This is a genomic window from Pseudomonas sp. ME-P-057 (genome assembly GCF_030208975.1).
GTDB classification, from domain to species: Bacteria; Pseudomonadota; Gammaproteobacteria; order Pseudomonadales; family Pseudomonadaceae; genus Aquipseudomonas; species Aquipseudomonas lutea.
Window position 1 is genome coordinate 84,324 of sequence record NZ_JARVSX010000042.1, and the last position, 15,618, is coordinate 99,941.

Genomic DNA, 15,618 nt, shown 5'->3' on the forward strand with positions numbered 1-15,618 from the left:
GGCCTCATCATTTTGTCGTCTGGCGCAGCAGCAAAGTGCCGCCACGCTGTGTGAATTCGAGTTGTTTCACGGCGCTCATGCCCAGCAGCACCTGTTCACCGTCCAGGCCGGGCACCACCAGGGCGCGCACGTTGTTCAGGACGATGTCGCCTATCTGCAGCCGCTGCAGCGTGGTCCTGAACGCATCGGTGCGCCCGTTGGCCGTACTCACCTGAACACGCTCGCCGCGCTCAAGACGCAGCGTCTCTGCGACGCTCTCCGGCACGGCGACGTTGGTCGCCCCTGTGTCGAGCATGAACTGCACGGGGCGAGCGTTTATCTGCCCGGTCATGACGAAATGTCCGTCACGATTGCTCGTAAGCTTCACCTCGACATAGCCGTCGCCGTGCTCGAAGGCAACGACCGTGTTCGGATTTTCCTGACGCTGCTCCCACTCGCCGAAAAAGCGTGTGGCCAGAAACAGCGCTGCAGCCCAGGCGATAATCATCATGATCCGCCCGGCGCGTCGGCCAGGAGGTGCCTGGATCAAGGCTTGCCGCCCCAGCCACCTTCCGGCGCAGCAAAGCGCCACACGACAGGACGTTTTTCGCCATCGGCCCGGACACCGAAGTTGTTGTCAGTACCGATCCATGCGCCTTTGTCGTCGACGATCAACGCCTCGGTCAGGCCGTACTTCTGGTCATATCGTCGATTGGGCTGCAGCGCCTCCCTGGCAAACGACCAGCAGGCTTCCAGCTGCCCCGTCGCCAGGGTGCGGCGACAGATCCGGTAAGCCGCGCGCTCCAGCGTGAACAGCTTGCCCTTGTGCAGCGATATATCGGAAAGGTCTTTGGAGACCCGCTTGCCGCTAACCTCCGGGGGCAAAAGGTCCTCGCCTGATTCCACCCGCACGATGCAACTGGCATCACAGGCCCAACCGTCCTTGCCTAAGTGCGCGGTCAGCAACCCGCGCTTGTCCCGCTCGGCGGCGAGCCACAGTTGGTCGCCTGCCGGATTGACCGCGATGCCTTCGAAGATTGCGTTGAAATGTTGCAGCATGCCGGCCGCCTGCGCTTCTTCGACGATCTTTTTAGGAAGGTCCAGCCACACAGGCGCTCCCTTGACCGGCACTTTGAGCACCGTGGCATAGGCTTCGCTGACGATGTAGCGGTTACCCTCGGCATCGCAGCTCACGCCTTCGAAGTCCAGATCGCCGCCACGAATCAGCGCCGAGGCCTTGGCCATGCCGCGCAGGGTCGCAGACAGCCCGCTGTCTGGAATCGGCGGAATTTCGAGCGTTTGTGCCTTGGCTTTCCAGACCGTAGCCGAGGTGTCGAGGCTATAGAGCAAGGTGTCGTCACGGTCCGAAACCGTCCACAGCACGCCGTTGCATGACGCGAGGCCGGACAGATTGCCGCCGATCATGTCATCCACCGGATGCTCCGACAGCAGCTTGAGTTCGGGCAATGGCGCCGCGAAGACAGGCGTGGCGATCAATACCAACGCTGCAAGCCAGCCCCGCATCAAACCAGCACCTCGGCCAGGTTGCCTTTGGACTCGAGCCAGCTCTTGCGGTCACCCGCGCGCTTCTTGGCCAACAGCATGTCCATCATTTCCGAGGTGGCGGCGAAGTCGTCGAGGGTCAGTTGCACCAGTCGACGCGTGTTCGGGTCCATGGTGGTCTCTCGCAGCTGTGGCGGGTTCATCTCACCCAGTCCCTTGAATCGGGTGACTTGCGGCTTGCCACGTTTTTTCTCGGCCACCAGCCGGTCAAGAATGCCGTCGCGCTCGGCCTCGTCCAGGGCGTAATAAATGTCTTTGCCCAGGTCGATTCGATACAGCGGCGGCATCGCCACGTAGACGTGGCCGGCATCCACCAGCGGACGGAAGTGCTGAACAAAAAGTGCGCACAGCAGCGTCGCGATGTGCAGGCCGTCGGAGTCGGCGTCAGCCAGGATGCATATTTTGCCGTAGCGCAGCTGGCTCATGTCTGCCGCACCTGGATCGACCCCGATGGCCACGGCAATGTTATGCACTTCCTGGCTGGCAAGCACCTCGCCGCCATCGACTTCCCATGTGTTCAGAATTTTCCCGCGCAAGGGCAGGATGGCCTGAAATTCCTTGTCCCGGGCCTGTTTGGCAGAACCACCCGCCGAGTCACCCTCAACCAGAAACAGTTCCGAGCGCATCGGATCCTGCCCTGCGCAATCAGCCAGTTTGCCTGGCAGCGCCGGGCCCTGGGTGATGCGTTTGCGCTCAACCTTCTTGCTCGCCTTGAGACGACGACCGGCATTGCTGATCGCCAGTTCGGCCAGTTGCATGCCCAGTTCAGGGTGCGCGTTAAGCCACAGGCTGAAAGCGTCCTTTACCACGCCCGAGACAAAAGCGGCGGCTTCGCGGGAGGACAATCGCTCTTTGGTCTGACCGGAGAACTGTGGCTCCTGCATCTTCATCGACAGGACGAAAGCGATGCGCTCCCAGACGTCTTCAGGCGCCAGCTTCACGCCGCGCGGCAGCAGACTGCGGAACTCGCAAAAATCGCGCATTGCGTCCAGCAGGCCCTGGCGTAGACCATTGACATGGGTGCCGCCCTGCGCAGTCGGGATCAGGTTGACGTAGCTTTCCTGCACGCTGTCGCCACCTTCGGGCAGCCACAGCAGTGCCCAGTCGACGGCCTCTTTATTGCCGGCGAATACGCCGCAAAACGGCTCGTCCGGAAGGCGCAGAAAGTCTGCCACCGAGTCCTGAAGGTACGAGCGCAGCCCGTCCTCGTAATGCCATTCGACTTTCTCGCCCGTGCCTTTGTCTTCGAAGCTGACCAGCAGGCCCGGGCAGAGCACGGCCTTGGCCTTGAGCACGTGCTTGAGGCGGCTGACGGAGAACTTGGGGGTATCGAAGTATTTGGGGTCCGGGGCGAAATACACGCTGGTGCCGGTATTACGCTTGCCGACGGTGCCGATCACCGCCAGTTCGCTGGCCTTATAGCCGTCAGCGAACGTCATTTCGTATTCGTTGCCATCGCGCTTGACCCGCACCCGGACCTGGGTCGAAAGCGCGTTGACCACGGAGATCCCGACGCCATGAAGGCCGCCTGAGAACTGGTAGTTTTTGTTGGAAAACTTGCCGCCAGCGTGGAGTTTGGTGAGGATCAACTCGACGCCCGACACGCCCTCTTCCGGATGGATATCCACGGGCATGCCGCGGCCGTCATCCGCGACTTCAAGGGAATTGTCGGCGTGCAAAATGACCTGCACAGACCGGGCGTGGCCTGCCAGCGCTTCGTCGACACTGTTGTCGATGACTTCCTGCGCCAGATGGTTGGGCCGTGCGGTGTCGGTGTACATGCCCGGCCGTTTGCGGACCGGGTCGAGGCCCGAGAGGACTTCGATGGCGTCTGCGTTATAAGAGCTAGCGCTGGGATTGGCCATGGGGTCTCGTCATCAAGTCGTTCATGAAATTTCGGAGTAGCACTGTTTGTACAAGTCGGCTCTACATATTTAGTGCAGCTTTGTTGCAGCCATGGCCCCGGTCAGAGCCCGGTCAGATCGACACCCTGGAGCAACGCGGGAGCGAACCCGGCGAAGCTCAACAGCGTTGGCATCTTTGCGGCGAAGCCCTGAAATCCGTGATCGCCGCCCGCTTCGATGCGCAATGCGCAGGCTCGATAGAAGCTCTGCGCCCGGCGGTAATCCAGTGTCTCGTCGCCGGTTTGCAGCCACACCTGAATACGTTGCGGATCCTGTGGGGCAGGCACTTCCAGCTCGGCCAACGCCGTCACATGGTCGTGCGTCAGCTCCCAGCTCTCGCCGGTGTAAAGGTTTTGTTGGGTGCCAAGAAAGCCATCGAAGAGCTGGTGCGGGTTGACCGCGGGGTTGATCAACACGGCCTTGAGGCCATGGCGCTCAGCCAGGTGCGTGGCATAGTAGCCGCCGAGCGAGCTGCCGACCAGCAGCGGCCGACCGAGCTCCTCGATCGCAGCCTCCAACTGAGCCAGCGCCTGACGCGGGTGATGATGCAGCTCAGGCACACGCAGGTATTCGCTCAAACCCAGACGGCCCATTAATGCCGTCAGCTGTGTGGCCTTTTGCGACCTGGCTGAGCTGTTCAGGCCATGAATATAAAGAAGCGTCGACTGGTCCTGATTCACGCTATGCCTCCCAAACGGCAATCGATACATCCCTGATGACTTTCTGCGGGCAGTCATCAGGGCAAAGCCACGCAGTTTACAGGGTCAACTGCGTGAAAACTCGCCTGATGATGAATCGCTGACATTTGAGGACGTTTCTTTCAATAACCCGCGCCATTGACATCAACCTCGAACAGGTCCGGCTCAACGCGTGAAACTCCGGTCTCGATCTGCCCGTCATGGTGCAGCCGCAGCCAACGGTAGCCGGGTGCCGCCGAGTCAAGACCAAAATCGACGCTGTTCGGCGCAAATTGAATACAGGTGGACGGTGAGGCCAGCAGCCTTAATCCGTTTACAGATTGATCGAATGCCTGATGCACGTGGCCCCACAGCACCGCGCGAACCTGGGGAAAGCGCTCCAGTACGGCAAACAGCGCATCAGGATTTCGCAGTCCGATGGGCTCCATCCACGCCGCCCCGATGGGCACCGGATGATGATGGAGGCAGACCAGATGATGGCGCTCCGGCGCTTCGCTAAAGGCTTGCGCCAGCAACTGGAGTTGCGTGTCTTCCAGATACCCGGGCACTGACCCGGAGACGGCGGAATCAAGCATCGTGATCCGCCACTGGCCGACGTCGACGACCGGCTCAAGAAAATCGCTGTTTTGCGCAGCAATCGACATTTCTCTCAGCTCATCGTGATTCCCGGGGATCCAGCGCTTGGGCGCATCCAGACGATCACTCACGTCGCGAAACGCCTGATAGGACTCGACCGTACCGTCCTGAGACAAGTCACCCGTTGCCAGCACCAGGTCGATCGCAGGTTGCTCGCGCAGTACGAGCTCGACCACAGCGTCCAGACTGGCACGCGTGGGCATGCCCAGCAGCGTGCCGTCCGCCTCGGCGAACAGGTGGCTGTCGGTCAGTTGAACGATCAACACAGATGCGGGATGAGAGGATGCGCTCGACAATGGCCGTCTCCTTGAGCGGATGTGGCCGGATTATGATGGCTGAACGAGGGCGGATCAAACCAAGAAATGCGCACCCTTTCGCGGTTACAAGGATTACGCTTCGATCCCGGCTCTACGGCCACCGCGATCTGAATACCTTGTCAGTTAGGTAGCCTGCGACGAGCATACCGACTACAGCACTGCAAACAAGCAAGGGCAGCACTGCCTCATAGCGCGTATCAGGGAAAAAAAACATAAGCGGCATTGGGCCAAACAGTCCCAACAACAAGCCCGCAAAACCGCCGACCGCCCATCCCCATGAAATGTAGCGCGATGCAAAGGCGCCTGCTCCAAGTCCCAGGGCTGTAAAAAGTGCGCAAACGATCGGCTGCAATGGCTCGCCTTGATATAAAAAAAGTCCCACTAATGGCGGCGCCCCGAAGCCGGACAATATCGCGATCAGCACGACCTTTATCCATTTCATCGCCATAGCAAACGACTGTTGATTCCAGCGAAGTTCATATCGCGCTTCCGAAGAAAACGCGAAACATAGACGTGGGGGATGCTCGATAAAACCAAAAAGTCCAGCCGGTGATAATTTTCAGAAGCTACTTACAGACCTGTCCTACATAAACCCTGATTAAGTGGAGCAGTCGCCTGTTTGTCAAACCTCAGCGCACCGCCTCGAACTCATGCCCGCACGCCAGACAATGGCTCAGCCATTCACCCAAAAACACATTGAGCTGAGCCTTTTCATCGGGCTGATGCATGTCGGCGTTGGGATAGGGGTAAATGCCCTGGAAGCGACGTGCATGTTCGGCACCGATGACCTCGGCCATACGGGCGTCGTGGTAGACCTGCACTTCGAGCACGGGCACCGGCAGCCATGGCAGGCTGTGCTCCTGACGAACTTGTAACGTGGTGGTATACGGGCAATCGAGGATGACCTCGACCGCCAGAACGCCCAGCATCTGGTCGCCTTGAGTTACAGCGACCTTACGGGAGCGTTGTTGATTGCGCATATCGGGCAGCAAACGCATCAAGCGCGCGTAGTTGGCCTCACAGGCTGCCTGCAGCCCGGCGAGGTCGACCCGATAGCGCTCGCGCAAAAGATTCACGACCATAGCCCCCTTACTTCGGCGCGATTGAGCGCCAGCCACTGCATTGCAATGATAGTTGCGGCGTTCACGATACGACCGTCCTTGACGGCTTGCATCGCGTCGTCGAATGACCACACCGAAACCCGGATATCTTCGGCTTCTTCTTCCAGACCGTGCAACCCGCCGGCTCCTTCGCTTTCGCACTTGCCCAGATAGAGATGCACGAACTCGTTGCTGCCACCGGGCGACGGGAAGTACTTGGTTATCGGCCACAGAGCGTTGAAGACCAGTCCAGCTTCCTCTTCTCCCTCGCGGTGAGCAACCTGCTCGGGCTCTTCCTGTTTATCGATAAGCCCGGCAACCATCTCGATCAGCCAGGGGTTGTCATGCTTGCCGATGACGCCGACCCGAAACTGTTCGATGAGCACGACTTCGTCACGCTTGGCATCGTAGGGCAGTACGCACACTGCATCATGGCGAACGAACAGCTCGCGCTTGATTTCCGGGCTCATGCCACCGGCGAACAACTCGTGGCGCAACTGGAGGCGGTCGAGCTGATAGAACCCCTTGAAGCAGGTTTCGCGGTGTGTGATTTCGTGCCTGGTCGGTATCGATCTGTTGCTGTCGGTCATATATTTCTCACTGCTTGAGCGCTGTGTTCCGGCCCATCCTAACGCGCTGTCGTGCGGGATGCAGCCCTTTGAGTTGGCAAAACCGGTCGCCGCAGTGGACGGCTGGCAGGGAAAGCACTCTAATCCGTCCGATGGCGAACTGATTGCGCCGCCTATAGTCGAAGGACGTTGCCGTCACCTCCCCCGTGACGTCCCTTTATATGCCGATGCCAAGGATCAACATGTCTTTTCTGAAGATCATTTCAATGGCCTGCCTGGCCCTGATTTTGGGCGCCTGCCAAAGCTTTTTCCAACCTAATCTGCGCAGCCCGCTGACGGTTCAGCGCGACGCTTCGGAACTGATCAAGCCTGGTTGCACCACTGACGATTGCCCACTGGTGAACATCGACACCGTGCACTTCCCGGACGAGCCGAAACTGGACGGGATCGTCCAGCGCACCTTGCTGCAACTGACGCGCAGCGACAGCGATGGTCCGGTGCCGCCTACGTTGAAGGCATATCAGGAGCAGTTCCTGAGCCGGGCGCAAGCACGCAACAGCAGCTACTTGCAGGCCAAGGTACGTGAGCAGCATGACGGAATCGTGGTCATTGAGCTGTCGAGCTATCTGGATTCCGGCAGCGGCCAGGGCAATCCGGGCCGCGCGTTCATCAACTACTCGCGCCAGCAGCAGCGTGTCCTGACACTGGCCGATATGCTGGTCCCGGGTCAGGAAGCCGCGTTCTGGGACAAGGCCCGCCTGGCTCATCAGGCCTGGTTGATCAGCAGCAAGCTGGACAAGGACGCCGAGTTCCAGAACATGTGGGCATTCAAGCAAACTTCAAACGTCGCCCTGACGTACGGTGCAGTGATCCTCAAGTACCCGGTCTCGACCATTGCGCCCTACGCCATGGGCCACATCGAACTGAAGATTCCTTATCCGCAGTTGAACGGCATCATCAAGCCTGAGCTGTTCCCCGGACGGAGCTGATCGCTTTATTGAATATGAGCTGCAACAAGCCAGCGATGATCAGCGCTGGCAGCGTTGCACCGATGTCCGGATAAAGATTCGCCAGCAGATGGTAGGTGCAGATCCCGCCGATCCACGCCAGTAACGTCATCCAGCGCAGGCCCGTCGTCGCGACGCCCTGTTGGCGGCGGCGCAGGACGAAGTGATCCACCAGCACCACGCCGAACAATGGCGCGAACACCGAGCCGATCAGCAACAGGAAGTTCTGGTATTGGGCCAGCGGCGCAAAGCAGGCAATCAGTGTGCAGATCACGCCAATGGCCAGCGCCAGATGCTCGACTTTGGCCTTCAGCAGAATCCCGCTCGACACTGCAGCGGAGTGAATGTCGGCGAAGGCGTTTTCCGATTCATCCAGAAGAATGAGCAGCAGCGGAATTCCCATCCCTGCGCCTGCCAGCGCCATCAGCAAGGCATTGGCTTCGCCGCTTGGCGCAAAGGCCAGGGTGTAGGCGACGCCGAGGGTCATCAGCCAGAAATTGCCGATGAAGAAGCCCAGCGCTGTGCCGCCGAAGACTGCGGTGGCGCGTTTGCCAAAGCGCGAGTAATCGGCGATCAGCGGCAGCCAGGAAAGCGGCATGGCGATAGCGATGTCGAAGCCCACAGCAAACGGCATCGAGCCGTCCCCCGCGCGTGACCACAAGGCCGTCAGATCGGCCTTGCTGACCAGGTTGAATGTCAGCCAAGCGCACGCTGCCAGCAACAGCCAGATGCCCCACTTACGCAAAATTTGCCGGACGAAGGCCAACGGACCGCTGACCGCCAGCAACGTCGCCAGCGCACCGAACACGACAGTCCAGAGCAGCGGACTTGCCCACAAGCTGCCTTCGGAGAACGCGCCGGCGCCCAACAGGCTGGCGGCGTCGCGCATGACGATGATTTCGAAAGAGCCCCAGCCCACCAGTTGCAGCAGATTAAGGACCGCCGGCACACCTGCGCCCTTGCTGCCCAGGCTGAGCTTGAGCGCAGCCATCGACGAAAGGCCGGTGTCACTGCCGATGACGCCGACACCGGCCAGCAGCAATACGCCGACCAGCGTGCCCAGAACGATCGCCAGCATCGAGCCTGACATGCCCAGCCCCGGCGCTAGCAACGCACCGGTTTGCAGGACCATGAGGCCGATGCCGAGGGAAAACCACAGAGAAAACAGATCACGCCCGCCAAACACGCGCTTGGCGGCGGGTACGGGAATATCGGGTGAATAGGTGCCGGGTGTGTTCACTTTTGTGTCTCGCTGAAGAGCCGTTATGAGGTGCAAGGTGCAAGGTGCAAGCTGCAAGCCGCAAGCCGCAAGCCGCAAGCCGCAAGCCGCAAGAGAAGATCAAACGCGGGCCTGCTTTTCCTTGCAGCTTGTGACTTGCCGCTTGTCGCTCACACTTTCTTATAAAGCTGACTGCCTTCCTGCTTGAACCGCTCAGCCTGTTCGCGCATACCTTCCACCACCGACACATCCACCGCGTCGATCTTCTGGTTGGCGGCGTACTCGCGCACTTCCTGGGTGATTTTCATGGAGCAGAACTTCGGCCCGCACATGGAGCAGAAGTGCGCAACCTTGGCCGAGTCTTTTGGCAGCGTTTCATCGTGGTAGGCGCGGGCGGTGTCCGGGTCAAGCCCGAGGTTGAACTGGTCTTCCCAGCGAAACTCGAAGCGCGCTTTGCTCAGCGCATTGTCGCGAATCTGTGCACCCGGGTGCCCTTTCGCCAGGTCGGCCGCGTGGGCAGCGATCTTGTAGGTGATGATCCCGGTTTTCACGTCATCCTTGTTCGGCAGCCCCAAGTGCTCCTTGGGCGTGACGTAACACAGCATCGCGCATCCGAACCAGCCGATCATGGCCGCGCCGATGCCGGAAGTGATGTGGTCATAACCCGGCGCAATGTCCGTCGTCAGCGGACCGAGGGTGTAGAACGGCGCCTCGTCGCAGCACTCCAGCTGCTTGTCCATGTTCTCCTTGATTAACTGCATCGGCACATGCCCCGGGCCCTCGATCATGCACTGCACGTCGTGTTTCCAGGCAATCTTAGTCAGCTCGCCAAGGGTCTCCAGCTCACCAAACTGCGCCTCGTCATTGGCGTCGGCAATCGACCCCGGACGCAGGCCGTCACCCAGCGAGAAGCTGACGTCGTATGCCTTCATGATTTCGCAGATGTCGTCGAAGTGGGTGTACAGGAAATTCTCTTTGTGATGCGCCAGGCACCACTTGGCCATGATGGAGCCGCCACGACTGACGATCCCGGTCACCCGTTTGGCCGTCAGCGGTACATACCGCAGTAGCACGCCGGCGTGGATGGTGAAGTAGTCAACGCCCTGCTCCGCTTGCTCGATCAGGGTGTCGCGAAACAGCTCCCACGTCAGGTCCTCAGCCGCCCCGCCGACTTTTTCCAGGGCCTGATAAATTGGCACGGTGCCGATGGGCACGGGCGAGTTGCGAATGATCCATTCCCGGGTTTCGTGAATGTGCTTGCCGGTGGAGAGGTCCATGACCGTGTCCGACCCCCAACGAATGCCCCACGTCAGCTTCGCGACTTCTTCTTCGATTGAAGAACCCAGCGCGCTGTTGCCGATGTTGCCGTTGATCTTCACTAGAAAGTTGCGGCCGATGATCATCGGCTCGAGCTCAACGTGGTTGATGTTGGCGGGAATGATCGCGCGGCCGCGGGCAATTTCTTCCCGGACAAACTCAGGAGTGATCTCTTTCGGAATGCTTGCACCGAAGCTGTGGCCGGGATGCTGTTGAGTCAGAAGGCCGGCGGCTCGGGCTTCCTGCAGCTTCATGTTTTCGCGCAGCGCGACGTATTCCATCTCGGCGGTGATGATGCCCTGACGCGCATAGTGCATCTGGCTGACGTTTGCCCCCGCCTTCGCCCTGCGCGGGTTGCGAACGTGGGCGAAACGCAATTTTGTCAGTTCGGCATCGGCCAGGCGCTCCTGACCGAAGTTCGACGTCAGTCCTGGCAGGCGTTCGGTGTCAGCCCGAGACTCGATCCAGGGCGAACGCACGTCGGCCAGGCCTTTGCGCACATCGATGATGACGTTAGGGTCGGTGTAAGGGCCGGACGTGTCGTACACGCACACCGGCGCGTTGATCTCGCCGCTGCCACCGGTCCCGGAAAAGCCCGTAGGGGTGACGTCCAGGCTGATTTCACGCATGGGCACGCGGATGTCCGGACGGGAGCCCTGAACGTAGATTTTTCGCGAGCGGGTAAACGGCTGAACCGACCCCGAATCGACTTGGGCGGATTCACTCAGATTGGCATTTTTTAGTGTTGTACTCATCACGGGCTCTCCAGACATCATCCAGCGGCGGAATGAATTGTCGGAGCTTGAGCCTGATGGACACGGACGGATTGCACCCTGAGACGGCATGGATGCTGAGATCGAGCGGCGCGGACTGTTCAGAAAATGAACAAAGACGACCCCGGACGACACTCAAGAGGACTCGCCGGGAGACGAGAAATCTTGTTCCCTACGCAGGCGTTAACCTGATCAGGTTCAACGGGATCCGGATTATCCGATCTCAGCCTCATATCAAGGCACCCCGACAAGAACGGCATCAGTCTAGTCGCCGCGCGCGGCAAACGCCAAGCGGAATTCAAACGTGCGTCAAATGTCTGATTTGCCCGATTGTTGTCCCCACCCTCCGGAACTACACTCGCTACGCGGCGCCAAAGGCATCTGGATCAGACGCAACGTCACCGTCTTCATACCGCTTGAATTACTAGGGAATGTCTATGCTGCGCAAACTTTCACTGGCCTTTGCCGTGTCGTGTGCTTCGAGTGCAATGGCCGGGGCAGCAGACATGCCGTTGCCAACCAGGACCGGTTTGGTCAGCGTGTATCAGGAGGCGGTGAACAACAATGCTGATTTGGCTGCAGCCCGCGCCAGCTATGACGCCCAGAAGGAAATTGTGCCTCAGGCGCGTGCTGGCCTGTTGCCAAACATCTCGGGCGGCGCCGACATCAATGACACTCGCACCTCGATAGATCAGCCCTCCGCCGTCATCAGCCGCAGCGGGACGGTCTATCGGGCGACGCTCAGCCAGCCCATCTTTCGTGCTGACCGCTGGTTTCAGCTCAAGGCAGCGAAAGATGTCAGCGAGCAGGCGCTTTTGCAGCTGTCGGCCACCGAGCAGAACCTGATTTTGCAAAGCGCCGAGGACTACTTCTCCGTCTTGCGCGCGCAAGACAATCTGGCGTCGACGAAGGCCGAAGAAGCAGCCTTCAAGCGCCAACTTGATCAGGCCCGGGAGCGCTTCGACGTCGGTCTCTCGGACAAAACCGATGTGCTTCAGGCGCAAGCCAGCTACGACACCGCGCGAGCTGCACGGATCGTCGCCAAGCGACAGGTTGATGATGCATTTCAGGCGCTGATCACCCTGACCAATCGCGATTACAACTCGATCGAAGGCATCGTGCATACCTTGCCGGTGCTGGCTCCGACGCCCAATGACGCCAAGGCCTGGGTAGACACTGCTACGCAGCAGAACTTGAATTTGCTGGCCAGCAATTATGCGGTCAGTGCCGCCGAGGAAACCCTTCGTCAGCGCAAGGCGGGGCATGCGCCCACCGTCGATGCCGTTGCCCAGTATGAAAAGGGCGACAACGACCCGCTGGGCTTCACCAATCCCAACTACACCGGTCAGAGCTTTCACGGCAGCGTCGAGCAACGCACCATCGGCTTGCAGGTGAACATCCCGATCTACAGCGGCGGCCTGACCAGCTCGCAGGTACGCGAGGCCTATGCCCGTCTCGGCCAAAGCGAACAACAGCGTGAAGGCATGCGCCGGCAAGTCGTGGAAAACACCCGAAACCTGCACCGTGCGGTTAATACCGATGTGGAGCAGGTGCAGGCGCGCAAGCAATCCATCATCTCCAACCAGAGCGCGCTGGAGGCCACTGAAATTGGCTATCAGGTCGGCACGCGAAACATCGTCGACGTACTGGATGCACAGCGGCAGTTGTACGCGTCGGTACGTGATTACAACAACACCCGCTACGACTATATTCTGGACAATCTGCGCCTCAAGCAGGCGGCAGGTACGTTGAGTCCGGGGGATTTGCAGGACCTGTCCCGCTTCCTCAAAGCCGATTACAACCCCGACAAAGACTTCCTGCCGCCGGACCTTGCAAAGGAAGCGGCAAAGAATTTCGAGCGGCCGACGCAGCGGTAATCAACGAACGTTGAAGGTGTACGCGCTTGCCTGGGGACATTGGCAAATTTAGCGAGGTGGCCGGCTGACACCCCGCGTTCGCCAGCAAGCCGGCTCCTACAGATGCGTTTTGCCCCATAGAATTCAGCCCGGCAGTCCGTGCGTGTTGCTCCATCGAATACAGAGCAGCAGTGCGCGTTGCTCCATCGAATACAGAGCAGCAGCAGTGTTGCTCCATCGAATGCAGGCCAGCAGTCGGTGCGTGTTGCTTCATCGAACGCAGGCCAGCAGTCAGTGCGTGTTGCTTTATCGAATGCAGGCCAGCCGTTAGTGAGAGCAGCGTTGTGGCGGTAATCGATTCGCGGGCAAGCGCGCTCCTACAATGGTGGCGTCACATGCATAATCGGCGTCTGCACAGAGGTTTTTGCCAGCGTTGCTAATCAAAGCCCGGCGCAAGACGTTGCCGCTTCGCTGGCCACGGATGCCCAGCGCAAAAAATGGCACCTTGCTGTAACGCATGCCCTGCGCAAAACCTGTAGGAGCGCGCTTGCCCGCGAAAATTGGCACATTCAGCGCCATGGTCGGCTGACAGACCGCGTTCGCCAGCAAGCCGGCTCCTACAGATGCGTTTTGCGCCTTCGAGTGCAGATCAGCAGCAGTGCGCGTTGCTCCATCGAATGCAGAGCAGCAGCAGTGCGCGTTGCTCCATCGAATGCAGAGCAGCAGCAGTGCGCGTTGCTCCATCGAATGCAGAGCAGCAGCAGTGTTGCTCCATCGAACGCAGGCCAGCAGCCAGTGCGTGCTGCTTCATCGAATGTAGGTCAGCAGCCAGGGGATGCAGCGTTGGGCGGCAAACGATTCGCGGGCAAGCGCGCTCCTACAGTGGGTGGCGTCACATGCATGATCGGCGTCTGCACAAGGATTTGGACAGCGTTGCTAATCAAAGCCAGACGCAAGACGTTGCCGCTTCGCTGGCCACGGATGCCCAGTGCAAAAAATGCACCTTACTGGAACGCGCGCCCTGCGCAAAACCTGTAGGAGCGCGCTTGCCCGCGAAAATTGGCACATTCAGCGCCATGGTCGGCTGACACCCCGCGTTCGCCAGCAAGCCGGCTCCTACAGACGCGTTTTGCCCCATAGAATTCAGCCCGGCAGTCCGTGCGTGTTGCTCCATCGAATGCAGATCAGCAGCAGTGCGTGTTGCCCCATCGAATGCAGATCAGCAGCAGTGCGTGTTGCTCTATCGAATGCAGATCAACAGCAATGCGTTTGCCCCATAGAATTCAGCCCGGCAGTCCTTGCGTGTTGCTCTATCGAATGCAGATCAACAGCAATGCGTGTTGCTCTCTCGAATTCAGCCCGACAGCCGAGCGTGTTGCTCAGTTGAATGCAGGCCGGCAGTCACTGCAGCAGTCGCGCGATCCCATCCAGAAGTTTCTGCAGCGCGCCCTGATTGGCCTTCATCACGGCAAGGCCGGCGTCGGCCATCTTTTTCGCTCGCTCGGGCTGGTCGATCAATCTCCGAACGGCTGCGGCCAATTCGGCTGAGTCACTGACCTCTTCGAGAGCCCCGGAATTGCGCAGCATCGCGGCGATTTCGAGGAAGTTGAACAGGTGGGGGCCACTCAAAACGGGCTTACCGAGTGCCGCCGGCTCCAGCAGGTTATGACCGCCGTTGGGGACCAGACTGCCGCCGACGAAGGCAAGGTCGGCCAGTGCGTAGAGAAAAAGCAACTCCCCCATCGTATCGCCCACCAGAACCGAAGTGCCGTGGGTCACTGACTCTCCGGTCGAACGCCGCACGCTCATAAACCCCTGTTGCTGGCTGAGCTCAAACACGCTGCTGAATCGCTCCGGATGACGGGGCACCAGAATCAACAGCGCGTCAGGATGGCTTTCCATCACTGCGCGGTGGGCGGCCAAGACCACTTCATCTTCGCCCGCGTGAGTGCTTGCGGCTATCCACACTGGACGCGCCAGGGTTTGCCACTGCTTGCGCTGCTCAATGGCACTGGCCAGCAGTTGCGGATCAATGGTCAGGTCGAATTTGATCGAGCCGGTCACGGTGACGCACTCCGGCCGGGCGCCCAAATCGCGAAAGCGCTGCGCTTCGGTTTCGGTCTGCACGGCAATCAGGCTCATCTCGGCAAGCATCGGACGCGTCAGGCCGGCAAAACGTCCATAGCCGCGCGCGGAGCGTTCCGACAGCCGCGCGTTCGCCAATACCGTCGCGATGCCGCGCTTCGCACATTGGTGAATGTGGTTGGGCCACAGCTCGGTTTCCATGATCACGCCAATCTTCGGCTGGACGTGATCGAGAAAACGCGCGGCTGCCCATGGGAAGTCGTAGGGCAGATAACAGTGCTGGACGCGTGGTTCGTTGGCAAAAAGGGATTGAATCCGCTCCGACCCCGTGGGCGTCATGCACGTAACAGTGATCGGCAACTGCGGATAGCGGGCCAGCAACGCCCGAATCATCGGTGCTGCCGCAATACTTTCGCCCACGGACACCGCATGGACCCAGATACCGCCGCGCTGCATGGCGGGCAGACCCAGCGCAAAGCGCTCGCCGACACGCTGTGCATAGGCCGGCGCCTTGCGCGCGCGCAGCCAGAGGCGCAGGGCGATCAGTGGAAGGCCAAGGTGAAACAGGATGCTGTAGAGGGTTCTATTCATGGGC

Annotated in this window: 13 protein-coding genes and 1 riboswitch; of the genes, 2 read left to right on the top strand and 11 right to left on the bottom strand. The window is 59.9% G+C overall.

Going from position 1 to position 15,618, the window contains the following annotated elements; all coding sequences use genetic code 11:
* Nucleotides 1-7 precede the first annotated feature (7 nt).
* The 8 genes from QRN48_RS22710 to QRN48_RS22745 all read right to left on the bottom strand — a co-directional run bounded on the left by QRN48_RS22710 (nucleotide 8) and on the right by QRN48_RS22745 (nucleotide 6,787).
* Nucleotides 8-490 (bottom strand): retropepsin-like aspartic protease family protein, encoded by a 483-nt coding sequence (locus tag QRN48_RS22710; protein ID WP_285353435.1) that lies wholly within the window; start codon nucleotides 488-490, stop codon nucleotides 8-10.
* A 35-nt stretch (nucleotides 491-525) separates the two neighbouring features.
* The gene (locus QRN48_RS22715; RefSeq protein WP_191942718.1) at nucleotides 526-1,503 is read right to left on the bottom strand and encodes an esterase-like activity of phytase family protein; all 978 of its coding nucleotides are present in this window, start codon (nucleotides 1,501-1,503) and stop codon (nucleotides 526-528) included.
* Nucleotides 1,503-3,407 (bottom strand): DNA topoisomerase IV subunit B, encoded by a 1,905-nt coding sequence (gene parE / locus QRN48_RS22720; protein WP_191942717.1) that lies wholly within the window; start codon nucleotides 3,405-3,407, stop codon nucleotides 1,503-1,505. The genes QRN48_RS22715 and parE overlap by 1 nt, the downstream gene beginning before the upstream one ends.
* A gap of 101 nt (nucleotides 3,408-3,508) precedes the next feature.
* A complete protein-coding gene (locus tag QRN48_RS22725) occupies nucleotides 3,509-4,126 on the bottom strand; it encodes a YqiA/YcfP family alpha/beta fold hydrolase (protein ID WP_285353438.1) in 618 nt (205 codons plus the stop codon).
* Nucleotides 4,127-4,266: 140 nt separating this feature from the next.
* Nucleotides 4,267-5,076, bottom strand: coding sequence for a 3',5'-cyclic-AMP phosphodiesterase (cpdA, locus tag QRN48_RS22730; protein WP_285353440.1), 810 nt, complete (start codon nucleotides 5,074-5,076; stop codon nucleotides 4,267-4,269).
* A gap of 112 nt (nucleotides 5,077-5,188) precedes the next feature.
* Nucleotides 5,189-5,545, bottom strand: coding sequence for a hypothetical protein (locus QRN48_RS22735; protein WP_285353442.1), 357 nt, complete (start codon nucleotides 5,543-5,545; stop codon nucleotides 5,189-5,191).
* Between the two features lie 181 nt (nucleotides 5,546-5,726).
* Entirely contained in the window at nucleotides 5,727-6,179 is a 453-nt protein-coding gene (locus QRN48_RS22740) for a DUF1249 domain-containing protein (protein WP_037015821.1), read from the bottom strand.
* On the bottom strand, nucleotides 6,170-6,787 hold the full coding sequence (locus QRN48_RS22745; protein WP_037015825.1) for an NUDIX domain-containing protein: 618 nt from the start codon (nucleotides 6,785-6,787) through the stop codon (nucleotides 6,170-6,172). Before QRN48_RS22745 ends, QRN48_RS22740 begins: the two co-directional genes overlap by 10 nt.
* A 221-nt stretch (nucleotides 6,788-7,008) precedes the next feature.
* Here QRN48_RS22745 and QRN48_RS22750 point away from each other — a divergent pair, with 221 nt between their 5' ends.
* Nucleotides 7,009-7,755 (top strand): RsiV family protein, encoded by a 747-nt coding sequence (locus QRN48_RS22750; protein ID WP_037015827.1) that lies wholly within the window; start codon nucleotides 7,009-7,011, stop codon nucleotides 7,753-7,755.
* Here QRN48_RS22750 and cytX read toward each other — a convergent pair.
* Both cytX and thiC read right to left on the bottom strand, forming a co-directional pair.
* Entirely contained in the window at nucleotides 7,724-9,013 is a 1,290-nt protein-coding gene (cytX, locus tag QRN48_RS22755; protein ID WP_285353446.1) for a putative hydroxymethylpyrimidine transporter CytX, read from the bottom strand. The genes QRN48_RS22750 and cytX overlap by 32 nt on opposite strands.
* A 149-nt stretch (nucleotides 9,014-9,162) precedes the next feature.
* The gene (thiC, locus tag QRN48_RS22760) at nucleotides 9,163-11,064 is read right to left on the bottom strand and encodes a phosphomethylpyrimidine synthase ThiC (RefSeq protein WP_191942713.1); all 1,902 of its coding nucleotides are present in this window, start codon (nucleotides 11,062-11,064) and stop codon (nucleotides 9,163-9,165) included.
* A gap of 170 nt (nucleotides 11,065-11,234) precedes the next feature.
* Nucleotides 11,235-11,339, bottom strand: a riboswitch (TPP riboswitch).
* A gap of 180 nt (nucleotides 11,340-11,519) precedes the next feature.
* Here thiC and QRN48_RS22765 point away from each other — a divergent pair.
* Nucleotides 11,520-12,959 (top strand): TolC family outer membrane protein, encoded by a 1,440-nt coding sequence (locus tag QRN48_RS22765; protein ID WP_037015836.1) that lies wholly within the window; start codon nucleotides 11,520-11,522, stop codon nucleotides 12,957-12,959.
* A gap of 1,380 nt (nucleotides 12,960-14,339) precedes the next feature.
* Here QRN48_RS22765 and waaA read toward each other — a convergent pair.
* Nucleotides 14,340-15,614 carry a lipid IV(A) 3-deoxy-D-manno-octulosonic acid transferase gene (waaA, locus tag QRN48_RS22770; protein WP_191942712.1) on the bottom strand — a complete coding sequence of 425 codons (1,275 nt, stop codon included), beginning with the start codon at nucleotides 15,612-15,614 and terminating at the stop codon, nucleotides 14,340-14,342.
* Nucleotides 15,615-15,618: the final 4 nt, after the last annotated feature.